Annotated in this window: 25 protein-coding genes, 1 tRNA gene and 2 pseudogenes; 6 read left to right on the forward strand and 22 right to left on the reverse strand. The window is 67.5% G+C overall.

Going from position 1 to position 26,839, the window contains the following annotated elements; translation table 11 throughout:
* Positions 1-21: 21 nt before the first annotated feature.
* From BN4346_RS40830 to argS, 16 genes and pseudogenes are all read right to left on the reverse strand, one after another.
* Positions 22-1,366: pseudogene (locus BN4346_RS40830) on the reverse strand (F0F1 ATP synthase subunit B/delta).
* Between the two features lie 8 nt (positions 1,367-1,374).
* On the reverse strand, positions 1,375-1,896 hold the full coding sequence (locus tag BN4346_RS40835) for a F0F1 ATP synthase subunit B (RefSeq protein WP_067975141.1): 522 nt from the start codon (positions 1,894-1,896) through the stop codon (positions 1,375-1,377).
* Between the two features lie 8 nt (positions 1,897-1,904).
* Entirely contained in the window at positions 1,905-2,165 is a 261-nt protein-coding gene (locus BN4346_RS40840) for a F0F1 ATP synthase subunit C (protein ID WP_019735417.1), read from the reverse strand.
* Positions 2,166-2,226: 61 nt separating this feature from the next.
* Positions 2,227-2,982 (reverse strand): F0F1 ATP synthase subunit A, encoded by a 756-nt coding sequence (atpB, locus tag BN4346_RS40845; RefSeq protein ID WP_067975143.1) that lies wholly within the window; start codon positions 2,980-2,982, stop codon positions 2,227-2,229.
* The gene (locus BN4346_RS40850; RefSeq protein ID WP_067975150.1) at positions 2,975-3,421 is read right to left on the reverse strand and encodes a hypothetical protein; all 447 of its coding nucleotides are present in this window, start codon (positions 3,419-3,421) and stop codon (positions 2,975-2,977) included. Before BN4346_RS40850 ends, atpB begins: the two co-directional genes overlap by 8 nt.
* Before the next feature lie 113 nt (positions 3,422-3,534).
* Entirely contained in the window at positions 3,535-4,713 is a 1,179-nt protein-coding gene (locus BN4346_RS40855; RefSeq protein ID WP_208863257.1) for a glycosyltransferase family 4 protein, read from the reverse strand.
* Positions 4,710-5,369, reverse strand: coding sequence for an L-threonylcarbamoyladenylate synthase (locus tag BN4346_RS40860; RefSeq protein ID WP_067975152.1), 660 nt, complete (start codon positions 5,367-5,369; stop codon positions 4,710-4,712). The genes BN4346_RS40855 and BN4346_RS40860 overlap by 4 nt, the downstream gene beginning before the upstream one ends.
* Complete coding sequence (gene prmC / locus BN4346_RS40865; protein WP_067975155.1) at positions 5,366-6,220, reverse strand: peptide chain release factor N(5)-glutamine methyltransferase; 855 nt, start codon at positions 6,218-6,220, stop codon at positions 5,366-5,368. Before prmC ends, BN4346_RS40860 begins: the two co-directional genes overlap by 4 nt.
* Entirely contained in the window at positions 6,217-7,293 is a 1,077-nt protein-coding gene (gene prfA / locus BN4346_RS40870) for a peptide chain release factor 1 (RefSeq protein ID WP_067975159.1), read from the reverse strand. Before prfA ends, prmC begins: the two co-directional genes overlap by 4 nt.
* A 72-nt stretch (positions 7,294-7,365) precedes the next feature.
* Complete coding sequence (gene rpmE, locus BN4346_RS40875) at positions 7,366-7,608, reverse strand: 50S ribosomal protein L31 (RefSeq protein ID WP_024442333.1); 243 nt, start codon at positions 7,606-7,608, stop codon at positions 7,366-7,368.
* 144 nt (positions 7,609-7,752) lie between these two features.
* The gene (gene rho / locus BN4346_RS40880; RefSeq protein WP_067975163.1) at positions 7,753-9,762 is read right to left on the reverse strand and encodes a transcription termination factor Rho; all 2,010 of its coding nucleotides are present in this window, start codon (positions 9,760-9,762) and stop codon (positions 7,753-7,755) included.
* A gap of 265 nt (positions 9,763-10,027) precedes the next feature.
* Positions 10,028-10,972: a homoserine kinase gene (gene thrB / locus BN4346_RS40885; protein WP_067975165.1), complete on the reverse strand. Its 945-nt coding sequence runs from the start codon at positions 10,970-10,972 to the stop codon at positions 10,028-10,030.
* Positions 10,972-12,066: a threonine synthase gene (thrC, locus tag BN4346_RS40890; protein WP_067975166.1), complete on the reverse strand. Its 1,095-nt coding sequence runs from the start codon at positions 12,064-12,066 to the stop codon at positions 10,972-10,974. Before thrC ends, thrB begins: the two co-directional genes overlap by 1 nt.
* Positions 12,063-13,397 carry a homoserine dehydrogenase gene (locus tag BN4346_RS40895; RefSeq protein ID WP_067975168.1) on the reverse strand — a complete coding sequence of 445 codons (1,335 nt, stop codon included), beginning with the start codon at positions 13,395-13,397 and terminating at the stop codon, positions 12,063-12,065. Before BN4346_RS40895 ends, thrC begins: the two co-directional genes overlap by 4 nt.
* Positions 13,398-13,399: 2 nt before the next feature.
* Positions 13,400-14,827: a diaminopimelate decarboxylase gene (gene lysA, locus BN4346_RS40900; protein ID WP_067975169.1), complete on the reverse strand. Its 1,428-nt coding sequence runs from the start codon at positions 14,825-14,827 to the stop codon at positions 13,400-13,402.
* Positions 14,824-16,476 (reverse strand): arginine--tRNA ligase, encoded by a 1,653-nt coding sequence (argS, locus tag BN4346_RS40905; protein ID WP_067975172.1) that lies wholly within the window; start codon positions 16,474-16,476, stop codon positions 14,824-14,826. Before argS ends, lysA begins: the two co-directional genes overlap by 4 nt.
* Positions 16,477-16,588: 112 nt before the next feature.
* Between argS and BN4346_RS40910 the strand changes: the two genes are divergently transcribed.
* The 5 genes and pseudogenes from BN4346_RS40910 to BN4346_RS49765 form a co-directional block, all read left to right on the forward strand.
* Positions 16,589-16,661: transfer RNA gene (locus tag BN4346_RS40910), tRNA-Arg, on the forward strand.
* Positions 16,662-16,906: 245 nt separating this feature from the next.
* Positions 16,907-17,149, forward strand: a complete 243-nt coding sequence (locus tag BN4346_RS40915; RefSeq protein WP_067975366.1) for a hypothetical protein — start codon at positions 16,907-16,909, stop codon at positions 17,147-17,149.
* 79 nt (positions 17,150-17,228) lie between these two features.
* A complete protein-coding gene (locus BN4346_RS40920; RefSeq protein ID WP_067975174.1) occupies positions 17,229-18,146 on the forward strand; it encodes an LLM class F420-dependent oxidoreductase in 918 nt (305 codons plus the stop codon).
* Between the two features lie 68 nt (positions 18,147-18,214).
* Positions 18,215-19,477 (forward strand): Fic family protein, encoded by a 1,263-nt coding sequence (locus BN4346_RS40925; RefSeq protein ID WP_078058760.1) that lies wholly within the window; start codon positions 18,215-18,217, stop codon positions 19,475-19,477.
* A gap of 5 nt (positions 19,478-19,482) precedes the next feature.
* A pseudogene (locus BN4346_RS49765) lies at positions 19,483-19,790 on the forward strand (TA system VapC family ribonuclease toxin); the annotation flags it as partial.
* On the opposite strand, the gene BN4346_RS40935 reads toward BN4346_RS49765, so the two are convergent.
* The gene (locus BN4346_RS40935; protein ID WP_067975179.1) at positions 19,790-21,226 is read right to left on the reverse strand and encodes a DUF4185 domain-containing protein; all 1,437 of its coding nucleotides are present in this window, start codon (positions 21,224-21,226) and stop codon (positions 19,790-19,792) included. The pseudogene BN4346_RS49765 and the gene BN4346_RS40935 sit on opposite strands and share 1 nt — an antisense overlap.
* A 131-nt stretch (positions 21,227-21,357) precedes the next feature.
* Positions 21,358-22,275 (reverse strand): LLM class flavin-dependent oxidoreductase, encoded by a 918-nt coding sequence (locus tag BN4346_RS40940; RefSeq protein ID WP_067975369.1) that lies wholly within the window; start codon positions 22,273-22,275, stop codon positions 21,358-21,360.
* A 58-nt stretch (positions 22,276-22,333) separates the two neighbouring features.
* Here BN4346_RS40940 and BN4346_RS40945 point away from each other — a divergent pair, with 58 nt between their 5' ends.
* Complete coding sequence (locus tag BN4346_RS40945; RefSeq protein ID WP_067975181.1) at positions 22,334-22,723, forward strand: VOC family protein; 390 nt, start codon at positions 22,334-22,336, stop codon at positions 22,721-22,723.
* A 22-nt stretch (positions 22,724-22,745) separates the two neighbouring features.
* On the opposite strand, the gene BN4346_RS40950 is transcribed toward BN4346_RS40945, so the two are convergent.
* Genes BN4346_RS40950 through cysD form a run of 4 tightly spaced genes read right to left on the reverse strand, consistent with a single transcriptional unit; the run spans position 22,746 to position 26,764 of the window.
* Positions 22,746-23,222 (reverse strand): Rrf2 family transcriptional regulator, encoded by a 477-nt coding sequence (locus BN4346_RS40950; RefSeq protein ID WP_067975184.1) that lies wholly within the window; start codon positions 23,220-23,222, stop codon positions 22,746-22,748.
* A gap of 25 nt (positions 23,223-23,247) precedes the next feature.
* Entirely contained in the window at positions 23,248-23,976 is a 729-nt protein-coding gene (locus BN4346_RS40955) for a 3'(2'),5'-bisphosphate nucleotidase CysQ (RefSeq protein WP_067975187.1), read from the reverse strand.
* Positions 23,973-25,826 carry an adenylyl-sulfate kinase gene (cysC, locus tag BN4346_RS40960; RefSeq protein ID WP_067975195.1) on the reverse strand — a complete coding sequence of 618 codons (1,854 nt, stop codon included), beginning with the start codon at positions 25,824-25,826 and terminating at the stop codon, positions 23,973-23,975. The genes BN4346_RS40955 and cysC overlap by 4 nt, the downstream gene beginning before the upstream one ends.
* The gene (gene cysD / locus BN4346_RS40965) at positions 25,826-26,764 is read right to left on the reverse strand and encodes a sulfate adenylyltransferase subunit CysD (protein ID WP_067975198.1); all 939 of its coding nucleotides are present in this window, start codon (positions 26,762-26,764) and stop codon (positions 25,826-25,828) included. Before cysD ends, cysC begins: the two co-directional genes overlap by 1 nt.
* Positions 26,765-26,839 lie beyond the last annotated feature (75 nt).

Here is a 26,839-nt window from a genome sequence, read left to right on the forward strand (position 1 = left end):
GTCGGTCCGGGTAGGTCTTGATCAGTCGGGCAACTGCGTCTTGGCTGCGGCGAGTCGCGACGAGAGCGTGCCGTCGATCACCTCGTCGCCGACCGAGATCGTCAGCCCGCCCAGCAGTGCCGGGTCGACGCCGACCTGCACCCGGACCGGGTGGCTGTAGATCCGGCTCAGGACGGTGTTCAACCGGGTGCGCTGGGCGTCGCTGAGCTGCGCGGCCGCACCGACGTCGGCTACCAGCTCGCCCCGACGTGCCACGGCGATCTGGGCAAGCTCGCTGATCGCCAGATGTGCAGACTGGCCACGCAGCAGCCGTACGGTCTGCTCGAGCAACGCCACCGTGATCGGATTGGCGCCACTGCCGATGACGCTGCGCAGCAACCCGACCCGACCAGCGGCCGGGGTCGCGGTGTCGCCGAGCAGGATGTCCAGCCGGGGCTGGGCGTCCAACACGCGGGAGAACCGGAACAGCTGATCCTCCACCTCGTCGACAGTGCCCGCGCTCTCGGCCGACAGCAGCAGTGCCTGCCGGGCGACATGCTCAACGGCGGTGACCAAGTCCCCGCCCTGGGACCACCGGGCCGAAGCACCGGGCCGAAGCGGAATCCGTCACCAGTGTCAGGGCGGCGGCACCGACCTTGTCGGCGAACAGTCGCTGCACCAGACGCACCTTCGGCGCGGTGTCGTCGCTCGGCGTGGTCAGGTGCCGGGTCACCACGCTCTCGCGCTCCAGCAGTTCGGCGACCGCAGTCAGGTCACCGGCCAGCGCGGTCAAGCCCTGCTGGTCCAGGCCACCGGCCACCTCGCCGAACTTGTCCTGCAGGCCGGCCAGCGCCACTCGGCTGGCCGAACGCATCCGGACCAGGATCGGCGATTCGACCTCGACGGACTTCGGCGCCATGGCGTCGAGCTCGTCGAGGAACCGGTCCACAGTGGCGGACTGCCGCTGGGGGTCGGAGACGTACTCGCGAACCAGTTCGCCCGCCCGCTGCACCGCCTCGGCACCCAAGCCGGACCGCAGCTCACGGATGAGTTGCGCCCGCATGAGACCGACCTGCTGTCCGCCGGTGGTCTTCACGCGCTCGGCTTCGACACCGGCCTGGCTGCGCAGTTGCTCGGCGATCCGCTCGGCGTCCGAGTGGGCCTCCGCGGTGACCCGCTGCGCTTCGGCCGAGGCGTTGGCCAGTGCCGTGGAGTGCGCCTGACCGGCTTCGGTCAGACGAGCGGCGGCGGCTGCCGCCTCTTCCAGCTGCTTACGCACCGACTCCTGCTGGTCGGCCATCAGCTTGCGTACCGGTGGCACGACGAACTTGACCAGCAGCCACACGATGATGGCAAAGCCGACCAGCTGCCCGATGAAAATCGACATCTTTGTTGCTACCGCCCCGTACTCGCCGCGGAAAGTGCCTCGGCCTCAACACCGAGGATCCGGCTGGCCAGGGCGGCAGACAGCGTCTCCACCCGGGCCTGCAGCTGCTCACTCACCGCATCGCCTTCTTGCTTGAGCTTGTCGGTGGCGGCCTGCAATGTCGAGGCCACCTCCGCCTCGGCCGCCGACCGCTGCTCGTCGATCGCCTTGCGGCCCTCGGCACGGGCTTCGTCCCGTGCCGTGCTGGCCTCAAGGCGCGCCGCCGCCATCTGCTTCTCGTAGTCGGCATCGGCGGCCGCGAACTGCTCGGCGGACTCCCGATTGTCGGCGAGAGTCTTGGTGACCATGTTCTCGCGCTCCCGCAGCACCTTCATGATCGGCGGCACCACGAAGGTACTGATCACGCCGAGCACGATCAGGAAGATCGCGAGCACGACGAAGAAGGTGCCGTCGGGAATGAGGAAGCTCTTCTTCGGGCCTTCCTCAGCCGCCTCGCTCAAGGCGAGGACAGCAACGCTCATGTCACCCATCTTGTGCGTTACTGCTGCGCGGCGATCGGGGTGGCGAAGACGAACAACGCCATGAAGGCCAGGTTGATGAAGTAGGCCGCCTCGACCAGACCAACCGTGATGAAGAACGGGGTGAACAGGCGACCCTGAGCTTCGGGCTGACGGGCGATACCGGCGATCAGCGCGTTACCGGCGATACCGTCACCGATACCGGCGCCGATGGCACCGCCGCCCATGATGAGACCGCCGCCGATGAGGGCACCAAGTCCGATCAGATTGGGATCTGCCATTTCATTCCTCCTTGCTAGCTGGTAGTGCTCTACCAGGTCTGATGTGGTCGTGCAGGTGGTACTAGTGGTGGTCTTCTTCGAGCTCCATGGCCTGGCTGAAGTACAAGATGGTCAGCAGCGCGAAAATAAACGCCTGAATCAGCCCGACGAACAGGTCGAAGGTCTTCCAGATCGCGTTCGGGGCAACCATGAAGACCGGCCCCAGCAGCGCGATCAGGCTGACCAGGATGCCGCCGGCGAAGATGTTGCCGAACAGACGCAAAGACAGCGAGACCGGCTTGGCGATCTCTTCGACCACGTTGATCGGGGCCAGGATCGCGACGTGGCCCTTGAGCACCCGCAGCGGGTGGCCGATGAAGCCGCGGCGCCAGAAGCCGGCCAGGTGGTAGCCGCAGAACACCAACAGGGCCAGCGCCAGCACGAAGTTGATGTCGGCGGCGGCAGAGGAAATCAACTCATGGACGCCGTGCTCGTCGGCGTACTGCACCGGCAGCACCGACAGCCAGTTACAGACCAGAATGAAGATGAAGATCGTCACCGCCAGCGGCAGCACGAACGGGGCGATCTTCATCCCGATGGCACCCTCGATCTGGTTGCGCATCTGAATAGTGATCGCCTCGAAGAACAGCTGCACCCCGCCGGGAACCCCGGTCGACGTCACCTTGGCGCGCAGGAAGAGCGCCAGGGCGATCACGATCACCGCCGCGATCGCGGTGGAGGTGATGGTGTCGATGTTGACCTCACCGACCAGCGGCCACACCGCGGTCTCGTGGTGGCCGACCTCGATGGCTCCCTCAGCCAGGATCGACTCAGTCATTTTCCGTCCCTTCAGCGCCCGACTCTGACGCTTGCGCGCGGAGCTTTTTTACCACTGGCAGCATGGTGGTCAGCACCAGCACTACCTCGAACAAGGCCAATCCGAACAGCGCACCGAGGCCCTCTGGACGGAACTGGTAGGCGATCGCCAAGCCAATCACGCTGATGACCAGCAGACGAGACGCCGAGTTCAGCGCCATCTTCTTCTTCAGCGGATGGTCGGAGGCGGTGATCTTGAGCGCCGACCGGCGAATCAGCAGTGCATTGCCCAGGCCGAGCGCCAGGCCCAGCCCGAAGAACACGCCGAACAGCGGTCGGCCAAATTGAGCGGCCGCAGCAATCGCGGCAGCGGTCAGAGCGACACAGATCAGTGACAGCCGAATCGGCTGGAATACCACCGACGGCAACACCAACGGCGCATCCTGCGCTGGTGTCGTCACCGCCTCACCCCAATCTGAATCTGCCCTGCGTCACTGTCGTGAAGTCGCCCGCCGAGCGTATCGGATGCCCGAACGCCCTGTGGAACCACCCAACATCATCTTAGACGGTGCTACTACCGCGTGTCGTAGGGGTCCTCTTCCGGGTCGCCGCCCCGGCGTAGCAACGGGATGAGCGTAACGACAATCGCGATGAGCATCGCACCCAACATCACCGCCCCGGTGTAGCGCGGGTCAAAGAAGATGGTGCCGGCCGCCCCGAAGGCGACGATCGCCGTCCACAAATAGATCAGCAACACCACCCGGCGATCGGAATGGCCGATCTGCAGCAACCGGTGGTGCAGGTGCATCTTGTCCGGACTGAAAGGACTGAGCCCGGCGCGGGTACGACGGATGATCGCCAACAGCACATCCAGCGCCGGCACACACATCACCGCCGCCACCAGCAGGAACGGCGACAGCAGCGCAAACACATCGCGCGCGCCGTAGGCGGTCTGCGAGATGGGCCCGGCCGCAGTGGTGGACGCCGCGGCCAACATCAGCCCGATCAGCATCGAGCCGGAGTCACCCATGAAGATCTTGGCGGGGCTGAAATTGTGTGGCAAGAAGCCCAAGCAAGCCCCGGCCAAGACCACCGAGATCAACGCCGGCGGATAGAACAGCACGTCGCCGCCGTGGTCCTGCAGCACGCCGACCGAGAACATGCAGATCGCCAGTGCGGTGATCAGTCCCAGGCCGGCAGCCAGTCCGTCGAGTCCGTCGACGAAGTTCATCGCGTTGACGATCGAGACCGTCAGCGCCAGCGTGAGCAGGATCGACGACACCTGATCGAGCACCACGGTGCCGACGCCGCCGATCGGGATGTAGAGCACGCTCCAGGCCACGCCCATAGTGACCAACACGCTGGCCGCGGTGATCTGGCCGGCGAATTTGGTCAGGGCGTCCAAGCCCCACTTGTCGTCGAGCAGGCCGATTCCCATGATGACGCCGCCGGCCAGCACCACCGCCGGCATGCCGGTGGAATAGACGAAGCCGCGGGTCAGCGCCGGCAGTTGCGAGGCCAGGAAGATCCCGGCGACGATGCCGACGTACATCGCCAGCCCACCCATTCGCGGTGTTGGCTGCACATGGACGTCGCGTTCGCGCGGGTAGGCAACCGCGCCGATCCGGGTGGCCATCCAGCGAACGGGTCCGGTGGTGAAGTAGGTGATGATCGCGGCGGTCAGTCCGACCAGCGCCAGCTCACGCAGCGGCACACCCGCGCCGCGGTCGGCCAGCGCCAGCAGACTGGTCACGGTGTCCCCGTCAGCGAGTCCGGATCCAGCCCCAGCACGGCGCCGATCTGTTCGGCGGAGACCGGTCCGGTCCGGACGATCCGCGGCGCGGGACCGGTCAGATCCACGATCGTCGAAGCGGTGCCCTGCTCGGCCGGGCCCGCGTCGAGGTAGACGTCGACGGACTCCCCTAGTTGACTTTGCGCTTCGGCGGCCTCGATCGCGGGCTGACCACCGGAGACGTTGGCGCTGGACACCGCCATCGGGCCCACCGCCTTGAGGACCTCCAGGGCCACCGGATGCAGCGGCATGCGCACCATGACGGTGCCGCGGGCTTCGCCTAGGTCCCACTGCAGCGACGGGGCCTGGGTGACGATCAGGCTGAGCGCACCCGGCCAAAACGCGCGGATCAGTTCACGGGCGGTGTCGGGCACCATCAGGGCCAACCCGTCGATGGAATTCCACGACCCGACCAGCACGCCCACCGGCATGTCGCGGCCGCGTCGCTTGGCAGCCAACAGCGCCGTCACCCCGGCGGCGTTGAAGGCATCGGCACCGATGCCGTAGACCGTGTCCGTCGGCAACACCACCAGGCGGCCGCCACGCACCGCGTCGATCGCCGCCGCGATTCCGGCCGCACGCCGGGCGGCGTCGGCGCAGTCGAAAACCTCTGTCATGGTTGACCGTTCCTGATCGCCGTCACGAACCGGAGCCGCCCAGTCAGGTCGGGCCGGGACACTACCTCATCGAAAAATCCAGTGCCACGAACAGTTTGGACGGTCGCCGTGGGCGTGGTGTCGTCGTGCTCGACCGCGAACCATCCGCCGGGGCGCAGCAGTCGTGCGGCGAGGTCGGCCAGCGGGGTGATCACCGACATGCCGTCGACTCCGCCGAACAGCGCGTGCTCGGGATCATGCTGGGCCACTTCAGGATCTAGGTCAGCACCTTCGGGGATGTAGGGCGGGTTGCTGACCATCAGGTCGACCCGACCGTCGAGCTCCGACAGCAGTTCCGGCGTGGTCACGTCGGCGTGGACGAGCTCCACCGACGTTCCCGCGCAGTTGCGTCGTGCGTAGTCCAATGCCGGCTCGGAGTCCTCGACTGCAAGGACCCGGGCGCCCGGGAAGCTCCGAGACAACGCGATCGCCAGTGCACCGGAACCGGTGCAGGCGTCGACGATCACCGGGTGCGCGCCGAGCGGTTGCACCACAGCTTGTTTCAGCACCCAGTCGAGCATGGCTTCGGTTTCCGGCCGCGGGATGAACACCCCCGGGCCGACCTGCAGTAGCACCGGGCCGAACGCCGCGGTGCCGATCAGGTGTTGCAGCGGGATGCGGGAGCTTCGTGCGGCGACCAATTCCCGGTAGCGCCCGAAGAACTCGTCGTCGGGTGAATCGAGCAGCGCCAGCCGGCCGCGTTCGGTGCCGGCCGCGTGGGCAGCGAGGGCTTCGGCGTCGTAGCGGGCGGAATCGATCCCGGCATCAGCGAAAAGCGCTGCAGCGGAGTCGATCGCGTCCCGGAGGCTCACGCCGTCCCCTGTAACCGGGTTTCCCTATCGGCGGCCGCCAACGCGTCGAACATCGGATCGAGGTCCCCGTCGAGAACCTGGTCGAGGTTGTGCGCCTTGTAGCCGATGCGGTGGTCGGTGATCCGGTTTTCCGGGAAGTTGTAGGTGCGGATGCGCTCACTGCGGTCCACGGTGCGGATCTGGCTGGCCCGATCGGCCGAGGCATCCGCCTGGGCCTGCTCCTCGGCAACCGCCTGCAGCCGGGCCGCCAAAACCTGTAGTGCACGGGCCTTGTTCTGCAGCTGGGACCGCTCGTTCTGGCAGGTGACGACGATCCCGGTCGGCAGGTGGGTGATACGCACCGCCGAGTCGGTGGTGTTGACGCCCTGGCCGCCCTTGCCGGAGGACCGGTAGACGTCGATGCGCAGGTCCGACTCGTCGATGGCCACCTCGGCGACCTCTTCGGGTTCGGGGTAGACCAGCACGCCGGCCGCCGAGGTGTGGACGCGGCCTTGAGATTCGGTGACCGGCACCCGCTGTACGCGGTGCACACCGCCCTCGAACTTCATCTTCGACCACACGCCGTCGGCGGTGTCGCCCTTGCTGGCGATGGTGAGCGTGGCGTCCTTGTAGCCGCCGAGGTCCGAGGTGGTCTCGTCGAGGACCGTCACCTTCCAGCCCTGGCGTTCGGCGTAGCGGATGTACATCCGGGCCAAGTCGGCGGCGAACAACGCCGACTCCTCGCCGCCTTCGCCGGATTTGACCTCCAGCACGATGTCGTCGGCGTCGTGCGGGTCGCGGGGCGCCAGCATGTCGGTGAGCGCGGTGTCCAGCTCGGCGACGCGCGCCTCCAGCTCCGGGATCTCGGTGGCGAACGAGGCGTCGTCGGCGGCCAGTTCCCGGGCGGCCTCGAGGTCACCGCGGGCCGACTCGAGCTTGCGGTGGGTGGCGATGATGGGCGCCAGCTGGGCGAAGCGCCGACCGGCGCGGCGTGCCTCGGCCGGATCGTTGTGCAGTTCGGGATCCGACAGCTGCGTTTCCAGGGCGGCGTGCTCGGCCAACAGGGCGTCGATCCCCTGAATGCTTTGGGTCATCTCACCTCCATCCCCGAACGCAAGCCGACGCCCGGATGACGTGCTGGCACGTTCCGGGCGTCGGTGAGGGAGCTACTTGTCGTCGGCTGCCGCTGCTGCGGCACCGGCGTTGCGCTTGCCGTAGCGCTTCTCGAAGCGCGCAACCCGGCCGCCGCTGTCGAGGATCTTCTGCTTGCCGGTGTAGAACGGGTGGCACTGCGAGCAGACCTCGACCACGATGTGGCCGCTCTCCTTGGTGCTACGGGTGGTGAAGGTGTTGCCACAACCGCAGACCACGGTGGTCTCGCCGTAGGCCGGGTGGATGCCAGTTTTCATGATGTCCTCTTCAATCGTGGGCCGCCGGGTCGCCCGCCTTCGAATTGGGGCGGACGTGAACCGGAACCTGAGGTGTTCGATTATGCCAGCTGCGCTGTCGCCTCCCAAAACGCCGGGAGGCTCGTTCGCATTCCGCGGGCAAGGTCAGTCGTTGTCCATTCCCGGCGTGGTCTTGGACACCTGCACCAGGAACTCGTAGTTGTTCTTGGTCTTGCGCAGCTGGCTCATCAACAGGTCGATGGCCTGATGCGAGTCCAGGCCGGACAGCAGCCGACGCAGCTTGTGCACGATCGCGAACTCGTCCGGCGAGAGCAGCAGCTCGTCCTTGCGGGTACCGGACGGGTTGACGTCGACGGCCGGGAACACCCGGCGCTCGGCGATCTTGCGGTCCAGCTTGAGCTCGGCGTTGCCGGTGCCCTTGAACTCTTCGAAGATCACCGTGTCACCGGTGGAGCCGGTCTCCACCATCGCGGTGGCGATGATGGTCAGCGAGCCGCCGTCCTCGATGTTGCGGGCCGCGCCCAGGAACCGCTTGGGCGGGTAGAGCGCGGTGGAGTCCACACCACCGGACAGGATGCGGCCCGACGCCGGGGAGGCGTTGTTGTAGGCACGACCGAGGCGGGTGATCGAGTCGAGAAGGACGACTACATCTTTGCCCTGCTCGACCAGGCGCTTGGCCCGCTCGATGGCCAGCTCGGCGGCCTGAGTGTGGTCTGACGGCGGCCGGTCGAAGGTCGAGGCGATGACCTCACCCTTGACCGAGCGCTGCATGTCGGTGACTTCTTCAGGACGCTCGTCGACCAGCACCACCATCAGGTGGCACTCCGGATTGTTGCGGGTGATCGCGTTGGCGATGTCCTGCATGATCGTGGTCTTACCGGCCTTGGGCGGCGAGACGATCAGCGCGCGCTGCCCCTTGCCGATCGGCATGATCAGGTCGATGACGCGGGTGGTCAGCTTCTCCCCCGACGTCTCCAACCGCAGCCGCTGGTTCGGGTACAGCGGGGTCAGCTTGGTGAAGTCCGGACGGTTCCGGGCCTCTTCAACCGGGCCGCCGTTGACCGAGTCCAACCGCACCAGCGGGTTGAACTTCTGCCGCGGATTCTTGTCGCCGCCATCTCCGTCCCGGGCCACCCGCACCGCGCCGGTCACCGCGTCGCCGCGGCGCAGCCCGTTCTTGCGGACCATGTTCATCGAGACGTAGACGTCGTTGGGTCCGGCCAGGTAGCCGGAGGTGCGCACGAACGCGTAGTTGTCCAGCACGTCGAGGATGCCGGCGACCGGCTGGACGACATCGTCTTCACGCAGCTCGGCGTCACCGCCGGCACCGCCGCCCTCGCCACCGCGCTCGCCGCGCCGACGCCGGTCGCGGAAGCGGCGGCCGCGCCGGCCACCGCGGTCGTCATCGTCGCCACCGCTGCGGTTGGGCTGCTCACCGCCCTGGTCGTCGCTCTTGGACTGCGCGGCTTCGTCAGTTTTGGGCTCGTTCTTGGCGCTCTCGCGCTCACGGCGTCCACCGGACTGCTCGGCCCTGTCGGACCTGCCGTCGGCCCGGCCCTGCTTGCGCGACTCGCCCTGGGTGTCCGCCTCGGCAGGCTTGTCCTGCTCTGCCGGCTTCTCGGCCTCGCCGCCATTGGCAGCGGGTGAGCCGGTCGCACGGCTGGCGCCACGGCGTTCGCGCCGCGGCGGTGCCGCAGGAGCGTCCGCCTCGGTGGCCGCGGCCGGCTCGGCACCGTTAGCCGCGCCGTTGGCGGGCTGCTCGGCGCCGGGCTGCGCATTGGCAACGTCGCCGCCGTTGGAAACGTCACCGCCGTTGCCCCCGTTGTCGGAGACCTCGCGGATCGCAGCGATCAATTCGCTCTTACGCATCCCGGACGAGCCCTTGACACCGACGCGGTTGGCCAGCGCCCGCAGTTCGGGCAGCACCATCGCCGACAGCGAGCTGTCGGCGGGTGCAGTGGCAGCACCGTTGTCGGGCGCCGAAGCGGGAGCCGCCTCGGTGATGGTCGGCGCCGAGGCGGTCTCCGGGACGGACGGCGCGGCGTCACTACCGCCGACGGCTACGTCCTGGCTGGTCTCGGAAGTACTCGGGGGGGTCGGCACCGACTCTTGGTCGGTGCTGCCTTCAGCCGTGAAGAGGTCCGTTTCGGTCACGGATTTCCTTTCTTCCCTCGTCGGTTTTCTCACGCGAGGGGCTTGGTTGCATTCAGCGGACTGCCGAGTGCGTGTCACCGTCGACTGTTTAACGGTGTAGCCCGTATCGACGGCGTCGTAACACGAACCGTCAGCTACGGGAAGAATTTGGTGGCATCCCGGTTGACATCGCAGTCTGATTCAGGTGCTGATGCCGCGAATGCGGGACGGGACCGAGGATAGCCCGCTTCTGTGCTGGACGCAATAGATGCTGCGCGGGCGCGTCTCAACCCGGTACCGCCACCCCGGAATTCCACTTGACTGCGTTGCCGACCGACATCTCTGTGACGTTGAACACTTGAGCCTCTGGGCAGTCGAGCACCGCGGCGGGCAGTTGGGCCGCCGTGGTCAGCGCGATCACCGCAGGTCCGGCACCGGAAAGCACGGCCGCTATGCCGTGTCGGCGCAGCAACTGCAGAAATGCCGCGGACTCGGGCTGCGCGGCGCCGCGCTGGGGCTGGTGCAGCACGTCCTCGGTGGCCGCCAGCAGTAGGTCAGGCCGCTCGGTCAGTGCCACCACCAGCAGCGCGGCCCGGCTGACGTTGAACCGGGCATCGCGGTGGCTGACCTGCTCGGGCAGCAAAGCCCGGGTCTCCGCGGTCGACGAACGCAGTTGCGGGATCGCCGGGAAGAGATGGATGTCGGGGTGCAGCCGCAGGGGCGCCGCTGAATAGGCCGTACCTTCGCCACTGCTCGCGGTCCAGGAAACCACCGCGCCACCCAGGACGGCGGCGGCGGCGTTGTCGGGATGGCCCTCGAATTCCGAGGCCAGCTGGACCAGTTGGGATTCGGATAAGCCGGGCCGATCAAGTTGCGCGACAAGGCCGTTGACCACGGCTAATCCCCCGACCACCGCGGCCGCCGACGAGCCCAGGCCACGCTGATGCGGAATCGCGTTGCGGCAGCGCACCACCATGCCAGGAGCCTCGACACCAGCCTCACGCATCCCGCGCAGGATGCCCTGCACCACAAGGTGATCCGAAGTGAGCGGAACCTGACCGGCGCCCTCCCCCTCGACCTGCACCAGCAGGCCGGAGTCGACTGTCTCGACGATCACCTCGTCGTAGAGGCCCAGCGCCAGACCCAGGCTGTCGAAGCCGGGGCCCAGGTTGGCGCTCGACGCCGCAACCGCGACGCTGGCCGTCAACCCGGTCGGCAACAACTGAACCACTAGGCCAGCCCCAATTCGGCGACCACGGTGGCCGCGTCGACGGGAACCGCGGTCACCTCGGGCATGCCCTTCAGCGCGGTGTCGGGGTCTTTGAGCCCGTTGCCGGTCACGGTGCACACCACGGTCGAACCGCGCGGCACCCAACCGTCTTCCACCGACTTGAGCAGCCCGGCGATGCTGGCCGCCGAGGCCGGCTCGACGAACACGCCCTCGGACTGCGCCACCAGGTGGTAGGCGGCCAAGATCTCCTCGTCGGTGGCGGCCAGGAACCGCCCACCCGAATCCACCTGCGCTTCAACGGCCTGCGTCCAGGACGCCGGCGAGCCGATGCGGATCGCGGTGGCGATGGTCTCCGGGTTCTTGACCGGCGCACCGTTCACCAGCGGCGCGGCGCCGGCGGCCTGGGTGCCCAGCATCTTCGGCAGCTTCTCGGTCAGGCCGTCGGCGTAGTACTCGCGGTAGCCCTTCCAGTACGCGGTGATGTTGCCGGCGTTGCCGACCGGCAGCGAGTGGATGTCGGGCGCGGTGCCCAGTGCGTCGACGATCTCGAAGGCCGCCGTCTTCTGACCTTCGATGCGCACCGGGTTCACCGAGTTCACCAGCGAGATGGACGGGAAGTCGGTGGCCATCTTGCGGGCCAGTTCCAGGCAGTCGTCGAAGTTGCCGTCGATCTGAATGATCTTGGCGCCGTGCATGACTGCCTGCGCGAGCTTGCCCATCGCGATCTTGCCCTGCGGGATCAGCACCGCACAGGTGATGCCGGCGCGGGCGGCGTAGGCCGCCGCCGAGGCCGAGGTGTTGCCGGTCGAGGCGCACAGCACCGCCCGCTGGCCGCGGGCGACTGCGTCGGTGACCGCCATCGTCATACCGCGGTCCTTGAACGAGCCGGTCGGGTTGAGCCCCTCGACCTTCAGGTGCACGGTGCAGCCGGTCTGCTCGGAGATCCGCTTGGCGTGGATCAGCGGGGTGCCGCCCTCGTGCAGCGTGATCGCCGTCCAGTCGTCGCCGATGGGAAGTCGATCGCGGTAGGCACCGATCAAGCCGGGCCAATTGTGATGGGTAGGACGGGGACTCGGGGTTCGGGTGGAGCTCACTGGTCTGTTCCTTCCAGTCGTAGCACGCTGGCAACCCGCTGGACCGCATCCAGATCAGCTAGCGCCGCAACGGTTTCCGACAGCGCCGCATCGGCAGCCCGGTGGGTGACCACCACGATCCGAGCGCCGATCAGCTGCCCGCCGTCGTCGGCCACACCCTCCTGGCGCACCTCGGCGATGCTCACCCCGTGGGCGGCGAATTCGGCTGCCACCGTAGACAGCACACCCGGCTTGTCGGCGACGTCCATGCTCACGTAGTAGCGGGTCGCGACATCGCCGATCGGCGCGATGGCCAGCTGGGCGTACTTGGACTCGCGCGGCCCGCGCCCACCCTGCACCCGGTTGCGGGCGGCCATCACCAGATCGCCGGTGACCGCCGAAGCGGTCGGCGCACCCCCGGCGCCCTGCCCGTAGAACATCAGCCGGCCGGCCGCCTCGGCCTCGACCACCACCGCGTTGAAGGCCCCGTTGACGGTGGCCAGCGGGTGGGTCAACGGCACCAGCGCCGGGTACACCCGGGCCGAAACCCGCTGCTGCCCATCGTTTGTGGTGATGCGTTCGCAGATCGCCAGCAGTTTGATGGTGCAACCCAGTGCCCGGGCCGTGGTGAAGTCCGCCGGGCTGATGCTGGTGATGCCCTCGCGGTAGACGTCGTCGGCGGTCACCCGGGTATGGAAGGCGATCGACGCCAGGATCGCGGCCTTGGCGGCTGCGTCGTAGCCCTCCACGTCGGCGGTGGGGTCGGCCTCGGCGTAGCCCAGCGCGCTCGCGTCCGCCAGCGCGTGCGAGTAATCGGCACCGGTGGAGTCCATTTCGGACAGGATGTAGTTGGTGGTGCCGTTGACGATGCCCGCGACCCGCAGCACGGTGTCACCGGCCAGCGACTGGATCAGCGGCCGGATGACCGGGATTGCGCCGGCCACACTGGCTTCGAAGTAGAGGTCCACGCGCGCGGTCTCGGCGGCCTCGGCCAGCTCGCCGGTGGATCGCGACAGCAGGGCCTTGTTGGCGGTGACGACGGACTTGCCGTGCGCGATCGCCGTCAGGATCGCCTTGCGGGCCGGCTCGACCGGGCCCATCAGCTCGACGACGATGTCGACGTCGCTGCGCGACACCAGGCTGTCGATGTCGTCGGTGAGCAACTCCACCGGCACACCCCGGTCAGGCGCCACCCGGCGCACCCCGACCCCGCGCAACACCAGCGGAGCACCGATCCGGGCGGCCAGATCATCAGCACTGGACTCGAGGATGCGGACGACTTCACTGCCGACGTTGCCCAGTCCGAGGACGGCCACGCCCACCGGACTCCCGGATACCTGCGAACCGGACACTTCTACCTCACCTCCAGGCTGATCAGGTCTTCGACGGTTTCCCGGCGCAGCATAAGACGAGCGTTTCCGTCGCGTACCGCCACCACCGCCGGGCGGGTGAGCAGGTTGTACCGGCTCGACATCGAGTAACAGTAGGCGCCGGTGGCGGCCACTGCGATCAGGTCACCGGGCACCATGCCGTGCGGCACCCAGGTGTCGCGGACGATGATGTCACCGCTCTCGCAGTGCTTGCCGACGATCCGCGCCAGCTCCGGCAGCGCGTCTGCCCCGTCCAGGGTGCGCGAGACCAGCCGCACGTCGTAGTGCGCGTCGTAGAGCGCCGGACGGATGTTGTCGCTCATGCCGCCGTCGACGCTGACGTAGCGGCGCTGGGCGGTGGCGCTGATGGCGACGTCTTTGACGGTGCCGACTTCATAGAGCGTGACGGTGCCCGGTCCGGCGATGGCCCGGCCGGGTTCGACGACCAGCTGCGGGGTGGGCAGTCCGACCGCCGCAGACTCGTCACGCACGATCGCGGCGAGCTTGCCGGCCAGCTCGGCCATCGGCGGCGGATCATCCTGCGGCAGATAGGAAATACCCAAGCCGCCACCCAGGTCGATGACCGAGAGCTGCGCGGTCTTGTCAACACCGAACTCGGCGACCACGTCGCGCAGCAATCCGATGACCCGGCGCGCGGCCAACTCGAAGCCGGCCACGTCGAAGATCTGCGACCCGATGTGGCTGTGCAGCCCGATCAGCCGCAGGTGCTCGGCGGCGAACACCCGCCGGATGGCGTCCATCGCCGCGCCGCTGGCCAGCGAAAGCCCGAACTTCTGGTCTTCGTGGGCGGTCGAGATGAACTCGTGGGTATGGGCTTCCACGCCGACGGTGACGCGCACCAGCACGTCCTGCACGACGCCGGCTGCGGCCGCGACGGCGTCGAGGCGGTCGATCTCGATGAGCGAGTCCAGCACGATGTGGCCGACCCCGGCGTTGACCGCGGTCTGCAGCTCCGCAACGGATTTGTTGTTGCCGTGCAAGGTGATTCGCTCCGGCGCGAAGCCGGCGTGCAACGCGACGGCCAGCTCACCTCCGGTGGCGACATCCAGGCACAGGCCCTCCTGGTCGATCCAGCGGGCAATCTCGCTGCACAGAAAGGCTTTGGCGGCGTAGTGCACGTTGGCGCCGCCGCCGAACGCCGCGGCGATCTCGCGGCAGCGGCCCCGGAAGTCGTCCTCGTCGATGACGAACAGCGGGGTGCCGTACTGCTCGGCCAGCTCGGTCACTTTGACTCCGGCGATGCTCGTCACGCCGTCGTCGTCGCGAACGGTGTTGCGCGGCCAGACGTTCGGCGCGAGTTGCAGCAACTGTTGCGGGGTCTGAGGCCGCGGCGGCAGACCGTCGTGGTGGAGTTCTTCGGCGTGCCGCGGCCCGGCGGGGTGGACGTTCACATTCGCTCCGGTGCGCTCACGCCGAGGATGCCCAGCCCGTTGGCGATCACCTGGCGGGTGGCCTGGCACAGCGCCAGCCGTGCACCGTGCAGGTCGCCCGGCTCTTCATCGCCTTGCGGCAGTACCCGGCAGCTGTCGTAGAACCGGTGGTAGTCCCCGGCAAGGTCTTCCAGGTAGCGGCAGACCCGGTGCGGTTCACGCAGTGCGGCAGCGGTTTCCAGCACCCGGGGGAACTCCCCCAGGCTGCGGATCAGCGCGCCCTCTTTGTCGTGGCTGAGCAGTCCCAGGTTGGCGGTGTCGGGGGCCAGGCCCAGTTCGGCGGCGTTGCGAGCCAGCGCGGACAGGCGTGCGTGCGCGTATTGCACGTAGTAGACCGGGTTTTCGTTGCTCGCCGAGGACCACAGCGCCAGATCGATGTCGATGGGAGTGTCCACCGAGGATCGGGTCAGGCTGTAGCGGGCGGCGTCGACGCCGATCGCCTCGACCAAGTCGTCGAGGGTGATGACGGTGCCGGCGCGCTTGCTCATCTTGACCGGCTGACCGTCGCGGACCAGGTTCACCATCTGGCCGATCAGTACTTCCACGGTGGCCGGGTCGTCACCGAAGGCCGCCGCAGCCGCCTTGAGCCGGGCGATGTAGCCGTGGTGGTCGGCGCCGAGCATGTAGATGCACAGGTTGAAGCCGCGCTCGCGCTTGTCCAGGTAGTAGGCCAAGTCGCCGGCGATGTAGGCGGGCTTGCCGTCGCTCTTGATGACGACGCGGTCCTTGTCGTCGCCGTAGGCGCTGGTGCGCAGCCAGGTGGCGCCATCCTTTTCGTAGATGTTGCCGTTGGCGCGCAGCCGCTCGATGGCCTGCTCCACGCGGCCGGAGGTGTGCATCGAGTCTTCGTGGGTGAAGACGTCGAAGTCGGTGCCGAACTCGTGCAGCGAGGCCTTGATGTGGGTGAACATCAGGTCGACGCCGATCTCGCGGAACGTCTCCTGCGCCTGCTCTTTGGGGGCACTCATCACGTCGGGGGCCTTGGCCTGGATCTGGGCCGCGATATCGGTGATGTACGCACCGGCGTAGCCGTCCTCGGGGGCCGGCTCGCCCTTGGCGGCGGCGATCAGCGAGTTGGCGAACCGGTCGATCTGGGCACCGTGGTCGTTGAAGTAGTACTCGCGGGTGACCGCCGCGCCCTGGGTGCTCAGCAGCCGGCCCAGGGCGTCGCCGACCGCCGCCCAGCGGGTACCACCGATGTGGATGGGCCCGGTGGGGTTGGCCGAGACGAACTCCAGGTTGACGTTGAGGCCGCCGAGGGCGTCGGTGTGGCCGTAGCCCGTGCCGGCACCGATGATGTTGGCAATGATGGCGCCCTGCGCCGAGGCGTCCAGGCGGATGTTGACGAACCCGGGCCCGGCTGTTTCGGCCGAGGCGACGCCGTCGGCTTTCGCCAGGGCTTCGGCCAGCCAGCCGGCCAGCTCACGGGGGTTGGCGCCCACCTTCTTGCCCAGCTGCAGGGCCAGGTTGGTGGCGTAATCACCGTGTTCGGGGTTGCGCGGCCGCTCAACTGTCACCGTCGCGGGCAGCGCGGCGGTGTCCAGGTCGTGCTCGGCCAGCACCGCGGCGGCGGTGGTCTTGAGCAATTCGGCCAGATCGGCGGGGGTCACGAGGCCCCATCCTATGGTCTTACGTGGTCAGGCCCCGAATCCGTCCGGTTCTTAAGTCCGGCCATTGATGCGCTAGTCTGTCAAAGCCCACATGGCGCCCGTTTGTACGTGCGCCCCCGTAGCTCAGGGGATAGAGCGTCTGCCTCCGGAGCAGAAGGCCGCAGGTTCGAATCCTGCCGGGGGCACCCATTCTGAAGTGCATGTTCTTGCCTGTCGGCGCCGCTCGCGATACTCATCCCCGTGACACGAATTCCGAGGCGCAGCGCGGTGGCCGCAAGGACCCTTGACAGTCGAATGCGGCGCAAGGAAACTTGACAGACGGGCACCACGCTCGGGCTCGTCGCGGTCCCTGCGGAAGACCCTGACCGCATCATCCACGCCGACGACCTGTACTCCGCGCACTATGAATATCTGAGATGAGGTGAGCACCATGACTGCGATTCACGACAACACCGGGCTAGATCAACTCAGTCCGGCCACCCACCCGGCGCGGGATGCCAAGGCTTTCCGCCGGATCGTCGCAGCGGTGGAATCAGTCCGGAACGCAGATGCCGAGCTGACCGCCGCGGTCCGTGAAGCCCGAAAACGCGGAGACTCCTGGACGGCCATCGCCGTTGCACTGGGCACCACTCGGCAGGCTGCGCAGCAACGGTTCGGCAAGCTAACCGACTAGCTAGTCGGCCACGGAATTCCCACTTCGCGCACAGCATAATCACTCCCCGTAGATGCTTAGGCCACCTAAGGTCGGCTAAGTGACGATTCGCCTTGGCTTCCAGATCCCCAACTTCTCTTACGGCACCGACGTTTCGGAGCTGTTCCCCACCGTCATCGCCCAAGCCCGCGAGGCCGAGGCGGCCGGTTTCGACGCGGTCTTCGTGATGGACCACTTCTATCAACTGCCCATGCTGGGCTCCCCCGATCAGCCGATGCTCGAGGCCTACACCGCCCTGGGTGCGTTGGCGACCGCGACGCAGCGGGTCCAGCTGGGCACCCTGGTCACCGGCAACACCTACCGCAACCCGGCCCTGCTGGCCAAGATCATCACCACCCTGGATGTGGTCAGTGCCGGCCGCGCCATCCTGGGCATCGGTACCGGGTGGTTCGAGCTCGAACACGACCAGTTGGGTTTCGAATTCGGCACCTTCACCGACCGGTTCAACCGGCTCGACGAGGCGCTAGAGATCATCTTGCCGATGATCAAGGGCGAGCGGCCGACCTTCGAGGGCAAGTGGTACCGCACCCGCGAAGCGATGGCCGAACCTCGCTTCCGCGACCATATTCCACTGCTGATCGGCGGCAGCGGCGAGAAGAAGACGATCCCGTTGGCGGCGCGTCACTTCGACCACCTCAACCTCATCACCGGTTTCGACGAGCTGCCCCAGAAGGTCGACGCCATCCGGCGCAGCTGCGACGAGGTCGGCCGCGACCCGGCGACCCTGGAGACCACCATGCTGCTCACCGCGCTGGCCGGCGAGAACCTGACCGCCGATCAGATTCCCGCCCAGATTGCTCAACGGGCGGTGGCCGGCAGCCCTGAGTCGATCGCCGAGCAGATCAAAACCAAGGTGCTCGATGCCGGTGTCGGCGGGGTCACCATGAACCTCCCCGGTTACACCCCCGGGGTGATCACCAAGGTGGGTGCGGCGTTGCGCGCGGTACTGGACGCCTAAGGCGATAAGTGAAGTCAACTATCAAATCTAACTTCACTTAGACCTTTAAGTGAAGTTAAGCTGTACGGGTGACTTCACTTCGTCCTGTCACCTACGAGGACGTGCGTTGGGAACCCCAGGGGGCGCGCTACGCCAGCACAAAGCTGCCGAAGTACGGCACATATCACCCCGCGGTACCGGCCGGCATCGCCGAGTTGACCCTGGATCTGCCGTCGTCTGTCATCGCCGAAGCGGAAGCCGCCAGCCATGCGATCACCCGCTTCGACGCTGAACTCGGAAGTGAAATCGCGCCGTTCGCCGCCGTGCTGCTGCGATCCGAATCGGCAGCCAGTTCGCAGATCGAGAACCTGACAGCGTCCTCGCGCGCGATCGCCGAAGCCGAACTGTCCGGTCACAGCTCAAAGCGCAACGCCGAGATGATTGTCGCCAACACTGCAGCCATGCAGGCGGCAATCGCGTTGTCCGAGAAGGTGGATACCGACGCCATTCTGGCGATGCACCGCGCACTGATGGACAAGGAACCCCGCCACACCCCTGGCGAATTCCGCACCGAGCCAGTCTGGATCGGCGGCGGTTCCACCCCTATCGGTGCCACATTCGTCGGCCCGCGCCACGAGTTGATCCCCGGTGCGATCACCGACCTGATCTCGTTCGCGCAGCGCGTCGACATGCCGGCGTTGCCGCAGATAGCGCTGGCCCATGCGCAGTTCGAGACCATTCACCCGTTCACCGACGGGAACGGACGTACGGGCCGCGCATTGGTGCAAGCCCTGTTGCGCAACAAAGGCATGACCCGCCAGGTGACGGTGCCGATCTCCGCCGGATTGCTCGCCGACACCGGCGCTTACTTCGCGGCGCTCACCTCCTACCGCGAGGGCAATGCGGCACCAATCGTCGAGCGTTTCGCGCAGGCCGCGGTCCTGTCCATTGCCAACGGGCGGGAGCTGATCGCTGAGCTTCGGGCGATCCGGGAGAACTGGAACGAAGCGATCACCGCACGGTCGGACTCGGCGGTGTGGAAAGTCGCCGACCTGTTGATCCGCCGCCCAGTCGTCAACGCAGCGCTACTGGCACAGGAGTTGGGAATCGAATCGACCAACGCCCACCGCTACCTCAATCCGCTGGCGGAGGCGGGAATCCTGATCGCGACCACCAGCGGCCCCCGCAACCGGGTGTGGCGTTCTCCTGAGGTACTGGCCGCGTTGGACGCGTTCGCCGAGCGCGCCGGGAGGCGGAACGGATCGTTCCACGGCTTCGCTCCGCTACCTCACCGCGGCGCCGCAGTCTCCAATGCCCTCATCGACCGACTTCGCGACGAAAAGGGCGTCTGAATCAGATGCGGTCATTGCTGGACGTCAATGTGCTGTCGGCGCTGGTCGACCGCGATCATGTCGACCATGAACGGGCCCGGACGTGGCTAGAAATCGAGATCGAACACGGCTGGGATCGTGCGCGATCACCCAGAACGGCTTTGTGCGCATCATCAGCCAACCCCGGTATCCGAATCCCGTCACGCCCAACTACGCCATCGGCATGCTGGCCCAGACCGCTGGGACCCGCTACCACCAGTTCTGGACCTGCACGGTGAGCGTTCTCGATGCCGACGTTGTCGATCCCGCCCGAGTGCACAGCTCCAAACAGGTCTACCCCAACACCGTGTGCATCAGCATCACGTCGTAGGCGTTCCACAGCGACAGCGTGAAGTACACGTCCTTGCCCGTCGACCAGGGGTGCATGTAGGGCGCGTAGATGCCGCCGGGAATCTGGCCGGTGGGGATCAGGGTCTGCTCGGCGCTCCACGGCCCCTGCGGCGTGGGCGCGGTGCGGGCCACCACGTCATTGCCGCCGTTGCCGTACAGCGCCAGATACTGCCGCAGATAGGTGTTGTACTGCACCGACATCTCGCCCACCGGGCCGGGAATCACCGGGGTGGCCGCCGCCGGATTGGCCGGCACCCAGGATCCACTGTCCCCGTTCCAGTACTGGTATTTCGTGAGGTCGGGAATGGCGCGCTCGGGCACCCGCGACAGGTAGGCCGAGCCGCCGCGGCCGGACGGCGTTCCGTAGGAGTACAGGTAGCCGTCGTTGCCGCGCAGGTACGCGCCCATCTGGAATTTCTCGTTGCCGGGGACGAAGCGCGCCCGCGGGACGTTCTCCGGCGACGTCGACCGCACCGTCCCGGGATAGACGCCCCACGTTTCGCCGTTGTCGTTGGAGACCGCGATCGCCGAATAGTTGGTGGACCAGTCGCCGTCGCGACCCCACTGCTTGATGGACATGAAGTTCATGTACTGGTTGCCGGCGATCCCGATGGCGGCGGTGGGGATCATGCCTTCCTGCTGCGGAGCCAGTTGCACCGCGGGCAGAATCTGCTTGGAGAAATTCGGCTGCCGCAGTGGCGATCCCGAGTACTTGTTGCCGACGGCTCCGGGGCCCACCGTGATCCCGTCGGCCAGGTTGTTGTCATTGCTGCGGAACAGCACATTCTGTCGCCACTGCTTGCCTTGGATGCGGCAGTAGCCGAAGGTGTCGCCGAACGCGTAGAGGACCTGGCGGTTGGCGGGATCGCCGTTGTCCCAAGGGATTCCGAGGTCGGTACCCGAGATGCCGAAGCGTTGCAGGGTTTGGTTGGGGCCGTTGGGCCCGGTCACCCACTCCACCAGCGACGTCTGGGAACCGGCGATAGCGCCGCCAGCGTCGGCGGTCGACAATCCCGGATCTGCGCCGGCGTTCGGCACGGGCTGGACCGGTTGGGCGACGTTCGGCACGGCTTCACCACCGGGAGCCGGGGCCGGCGGTACCACCGCGGCCTGCTGACGAATCGTGCCGTTCGGGTTGATCAGCGCGGCGATCAGCGGGCCCAGTTTGGGCAACGGCGCTTGATCGTTGGTGCCGCGGGGCCGGCGCCCGGTGGGCAGCTGGCCGGCTCCGGTGGTCGGGGAGCCCGGCGGCGGGTCGACGTTGGCTTCGGGGGCGTTGCAGGTGGCCGCGCTCGCCGGCGCGAGCTCGCTGGCGGCAACCATCCCCAGGACGACCACCGGCACCATTGCCGCCGAGACGATTCGACGTGTCGCCGACATGTCACACCTTTCCCAGGACCCGCCCCCGGGCCTCGCACCACTGTGACGATAGTGATTTCTGGGGCTCGTGTGGCTTCCAGGGGACGATAGAGACGCATCCGTGACGGTGTCGAAACCAGCGGATTGCCCGCTCAGCCCGCCCGGCTGACCTCGGCGACCACATCGGCGACCACATCGGCGACGCAGCGCAGTTGGCCCAGGTCAGAGCTGGTCGGAATCAGATGGACCTCACCGGTGCCCACCGCCGCAAACGCCCGCAGCACCTCGGCCAACTCGTCCTCGCTGCCGGCCCAGCCGGTGGTCGGGGCCATCGCCTCGACATACTCGGCGGGAATCCAGTTCATGTAGCGCAGCAGGTGCCGGCGCACCTGATCGCGGGCTTGCTCACGATCACCCAACGCGAACCAGAACGACGTCGCCAGATGCGGCTTGGCCCGGCCCGCCTGCTGCCAGGCGTCGCGGGCGACGTCGAACAGCTCGTTCTGCTTGGCGACGTCGAGGTCCATGGTGATGCCGGCCAGGCCCTCGGCCCAGCTCGCCGCGCTACGCACCGTCTTGGGGCCGATCGTGCCGACCAACAGCGGCGGCCCGCCGGGTTGGGTCGGCGCCGGCCCGACCGGCAGCACCGACTCGGTGAGCTTCTCCCCCGCGTCCTGCTCGCCAAAGCGCGGGCGAACGGGGACATGCTCAGCGGCGGTCGGCTGACCGTCGGGCTCGGTATAGGCGGCAGGGACGAGGACTACCGTGCGGTCGGCGCCGATCCGGCGAGGCAGAAGATGGGCGAGCCGGCCGCCGCTGAGCAGGTCGCCGGTCGCCAGCGCTTTGGCGAGCAGGACGGGGTCGTGCAGTTGCGGGACGATGACCGTGGTCACCAGCCGCACCCGCTCGGTCCACGCCGACAGCGCACCCAGCAGGGTCAGGCTGTCGGGGTTGGTGAAAGCGATCCGCTCGCCCCAACACAGCGACGAGAACGGCCCGTCGTCGATCGTGCGCGCCCAGTCCCGCAGCAGCGTTGCGTCCAGGTCCGGTTCCATCACCGGCATGGTCATTCCCACCTGCATGACCGCGATTGTGGCACGGTCGCCGTACGCGGCCGACACTTGAGCAATGGGCATTTCCTTCAACCACACCATCGTGGCCGCGCACGACAAACAGGCGTCGGCGGCGTTTCTGGCCGAGCTGTTCGGCCTGCCCGCGCCGCAATCGCTCGGTCACTTCGCGGTCGTCGCACTCGACCATCAGGCCAGCCTCGACTACGCCGACGTGCCCGCCGACGAACCGATTCGGCCGCAGCACTACGCGTTTCTGGTCTCCGAGTCCGACTTTGATGCGATCTACGCCAAGATCGCCGAACGCGGCCTGGAGCACTGGGCAGACCCGCGGGGTGAGCGCCCGGGCGAGATCAACCACAACCACGGCGGGCGCGGAGTGTATTTCCGCGATCCCGGCGGTCACTATCTGGAGATCCTCACTCGGCCGTACGGCTCAGGCAGCTAGCGAGGCTCGCCCAGTTAACGGGCTAGCCCGCCGAATGGCCGCGCTGGCGCTCCTGGGCGCGGTAGTCGGCGGCCAGGTCGGCGACGTGCGCGGGCAGATCGCCCGACGCCACGTCGGCCAGGCTGGTCTGCTCGAGTACCGAGCGCATGCTGGCCCGCAACGCCCGCCATACGTCGGTCAATGCGGCGGTCGGACCGGAATAGGGCAGATCACCCAGGCCGATGTCACGAACACTGGCCAGCGGGCCGTCGATGCAGCGCAACACGTCGGCGACGCTGATCGCCGTGGCTGCGCGGGCCAGCTCGTAGCCGCCGTCGCGGCCGCGCTGGCTGCGCACCAGCCGGTCGCAGCGCAGATCGGACAGGATGTCGACCAGGAACTGCGCCGGAATGCCCTGCGCGGCCGCTATCTCGTCGGTCTTGACCAGGGCGCCGGGCTCCGCGGTGGCCAGTTGGACCATCGCTCGCACCGCGTACTCCGCCTTGGCCGACATGCGCATTGCGAGCATTCTTCCATCTGGCGGGTCAACTGATCGCTGCGAGCACCGCTTGCGCGTATTCGGGGCGACACACCACTAGGTCGGGCAGCAGCGGGTCGGGCCGGTTGTAGACCAGCGGTGAGCCGTCGATGCGCGAGGTGTGCAGGCCCGCGGCCCGGGCCACCGCCACCGGGGCGGCCGAGTCCCACTCGTACTGCCCGCCGGCGTGTACATAGACATCGGCCGTGCCCTGCACGACGGCGGCGACCTTCACCCCCGCCGAGCCCATCGGCACCAGCACGCCGTCCAGTCGCTCACGGACCGCTTCGGCGACCGCGGGCGGGCGGCTGCGCGACACCGCGATGCGCGGCGCACCCTGGTAGGCGGGCGGCGCGGGAACCGATGGGGTGGCCAGCGTGATGCCCCGCGCCGGCAGGGCCACCGCTCCGGCAGATAACTCGCCGGATTGCCACAGCGCCACGTGCACGGCCCAGTCGTCGCGGCCGAGTTCGCTGAACTCCCGGGTGCCGTCCAGCGGGTCGACGATCCACACCCGCTCGGCACTGAGCCGGACCGGGTTGTCGGCGCCCTCCTCGGACAGCACCGCGTCGTCGGGCCGCTCGCTGGCCAGTGCGGCCATCAGGAAGTCGTGCGAACGCTGGTCGCCGGCGGCTTTGCGCTCCGCGTCGCCGGCGTCGGCCAGCTCCTCGCGGACGCGCAGCAGCAGCCGGCCCGCCTCGGCGGCGAGGTGCGCGGCCAGCTGGTGATCGTTCACGCTCGGGCGTCGATCGCTGCGATGACCTGACGGGCCTGCTCGTCGACGCTGTCCTGCGAGCTCAGTCGCACGTCGGGATTGCGCGGCCGCTGATACGGGCTATCGATACCGGTGAAGTGGGTGATCAGGCCCGCGCGGGCTTTCGCGTACAGCCCCTTGGGGTCTCGCTGCTCGCACTCCTCCAACGAGGTGTCGCAGAACACCTCGACGAAGTCGAACCCGGCGTCGGTGTGCACCTGACGGGCCAGCTGGCGATGCTCGATCAACGGGCTGATCGCCGGCACCAACACGATCTGACCGGAGTCGGCCAGCAAGGTCGCCACGTGTGCCAGCCGGCGCAGATTCTCGGCGCGGTCGGCCATCGAGAAACCCAGGTCGGCGTTGAGGCCGTGCCGCAGGTTGTCGCCGTCGAGAACGTAAGCCGGCGTGCCCCTTTCGAGCAGCAGTTGTTCGACCCGCATGGCCACCGATGACTTGCCCGCACCGGACAGGCCGGTAAGCCACACGGTGCGGCCCTTGGACAACCGGTCGGTCGCGGCCACCAGCGACTCGTGCCGCACCGTGTTGGGGCTCGCGACGCGCGGCGACACGTCGCGCAGCACCATGCCGGCGGCCACGGTTCCGTTGGTGGCCTGGTCGATCAGGATGAACGAACCGGTCGCGTCATTGCGGGTGAACTCGTCGAGCATCAGCGGCACCTGCGAGCGCAGCGAGACGCGCCCGAGCTCGTTGAGCTTCAACGTGTTTGCATCTTTGTCGCGGTGCAAGGTGTTGACGTCGAGGCGGTAGTCCAACGCCATCACCTTCACCCGAGTAGTCCGGGTGGTGTGCTTGATGATGTAGTCGTTGCCCGGTTGCAGCGTCGCACCGTCGGCCATCCAGCACACGGTGGCGTCGAAGTCCTGCACGACGCGCGGCTGGTTGTTGGTGCGGGCGATCATGTCTCCGCGGGAGATGTCGATGTCATCGGCCAGGCTCACCGAGACCGCCATCGGCGGAAACGCTTCGTCCACTGCGCCGTTGGGACCCTCGATCGCGGCGATCCGGCTCGGCTTGCCCGACGGCAGCACCACGACGTCGTCGCCGGGACGCAGCACACCGCTGGCCACCGTGCCGGCGTAGCTGCGGTGGTCGGCGTGCTCGTGGGTCTGGGGGCGGATCACGTATTGCACCGGGAACCGCACGTCGACCAGGTTGCGGTCACCGGCGATGTAGACGTCTTCGAGATGCGACAGCAGCGCCGGACCGTCGTAGTAGGGGGTCTTGTCGGACTTGGTCACCACGTTGTCGCCGAGCAGCGCCGAGATCGGGATGGTCGTGACGTCGTGCACGTCCAGGCGGGTGGCGAAGGAGTGGAAGTCGTCGCGGATCGCCTCGAATTTCCCGGCGTCCCAGTCGATCAGGTCCATCTTGTTGACGGCCAGCACGATGTGGCGGATCCCCAGCAGCGAGGCCAGGAAGGTGTGCCGGCGGGACTGCTCCTGCAGGCCGTGCCGCGCGTCGACCAGCACGATCGCCAGCTGGGCGGTGGAGGCGCCGGTCACCATGTTGCGGGTGTACTGGATGTGCCCCGGGGTGTCGGCGATGATGAATTTCCGCTTGGGCGTTGCGAAATAGCGGTAGGCGACATCGATGGTAATGCCCTGCTCGCGCTCGGCGCGCAGACCGTCGGTCACCAACGCCAGGTCGGTGTAGTCATTGCCGCGCTCGCGGGAGGTGCGCTCGACCGAGGCCAGCTGGTCTTCCATGACGGCTTTGGAATCGAACAGCAGCCGTCCGATCAGCGTGGACTTGCCGTCATCGACCGATCCGGCCGTGGCGATTCGAAGCAGCGTGGTTGCCGCACTCATCAGAAATACCCCTGCCTCTTGCGGTCTTCCATGCCTGCTTCAGAGATCCGGTCGTCGGCGCGCGTCGCCCCGCGCTCGGTCAGCCGCGAGACCGCGGTCTCGTCGATCACCTCTTCGACGGTGGACGCCGTGGACTCCACACAGCCCGTGCAGGTGACGTCACCGACGGTGCGAAACCGGACCGAGGCCTCGAACACCTCTTCGCCGTCGACGGGGCGCAGGAACTCGTGGTCGGCCAGCAGCATGCCGTCGCGCCGGAACACCTTGCGCTGATGCGCGAAATAGATTGACGGCAAGGCGATTTCCTCGGCGCCGATGTAGGACCAGATGTCGAACTCGGTCCAGTTCGACAACGGGAATGCCCGGATGTGTTCGCCGGCCCGATGCCGGCCGTTGTAGAGGTTCCACAGCTCGGGCCGTTGGGCCTTGGGTTCCCACTGGCCGAACTCGTCACGGAAGCTGAACACCCGCTCCTTGGCGCGGGCCTTCTCCTCGTCGCGGCGGGCGCCGCCGAACGCGGCGTCGAACTTGTTCTCGCGGATCGCCCGCAGCAGGGTGACGGTCTGCAGCGGGTTGCGCGACGGGCCGTCGTCGACCACCCGTCCGGCGTCGATGTCGTCTTGCACCGACGCGACCACCAGCCGGGCCCCCGTCGCAGCGACCAGCTCGTCGCGCGCGGCGATGACTTCGTCGAAGTTGTGGCCGGTGTCGACGTGCATGACCGGGAACGGCAGCCGGCCCGGCGCGAACGCCTTGACGGCCAGATGCAACATGACGATGGAGTCCTTGCCGCCGGAGAACAGCAGCACCGGACGCTCGAACTCCGCCGCCACCTCCCGGATGATGTGGATGGCCTCGGCCTCCAGGGTGCGCAGGTGCGTGAGCTGATAGCGCCCGGCCATGGCGGCTTCGGGGGGCGCAGTGACGTTACTGGTCATGACTTCCTTGCCAGGGATACCCGATAATCTTGGTGAGATTTACCATCTTTGTTGGTTATGACTGGTCATGCAACC

This window comes from Mycolicibacter icosiumassiliensis (genome assembly GCF_900078685.2).
Classification (GTDB): domain Bacteria; phylum Actinomycetota; class Actinomycetes; order Mycobacteriales; family Mycobacteriaceae; genus Mycobacterium; species Mycobacterium icosiumassiliensis.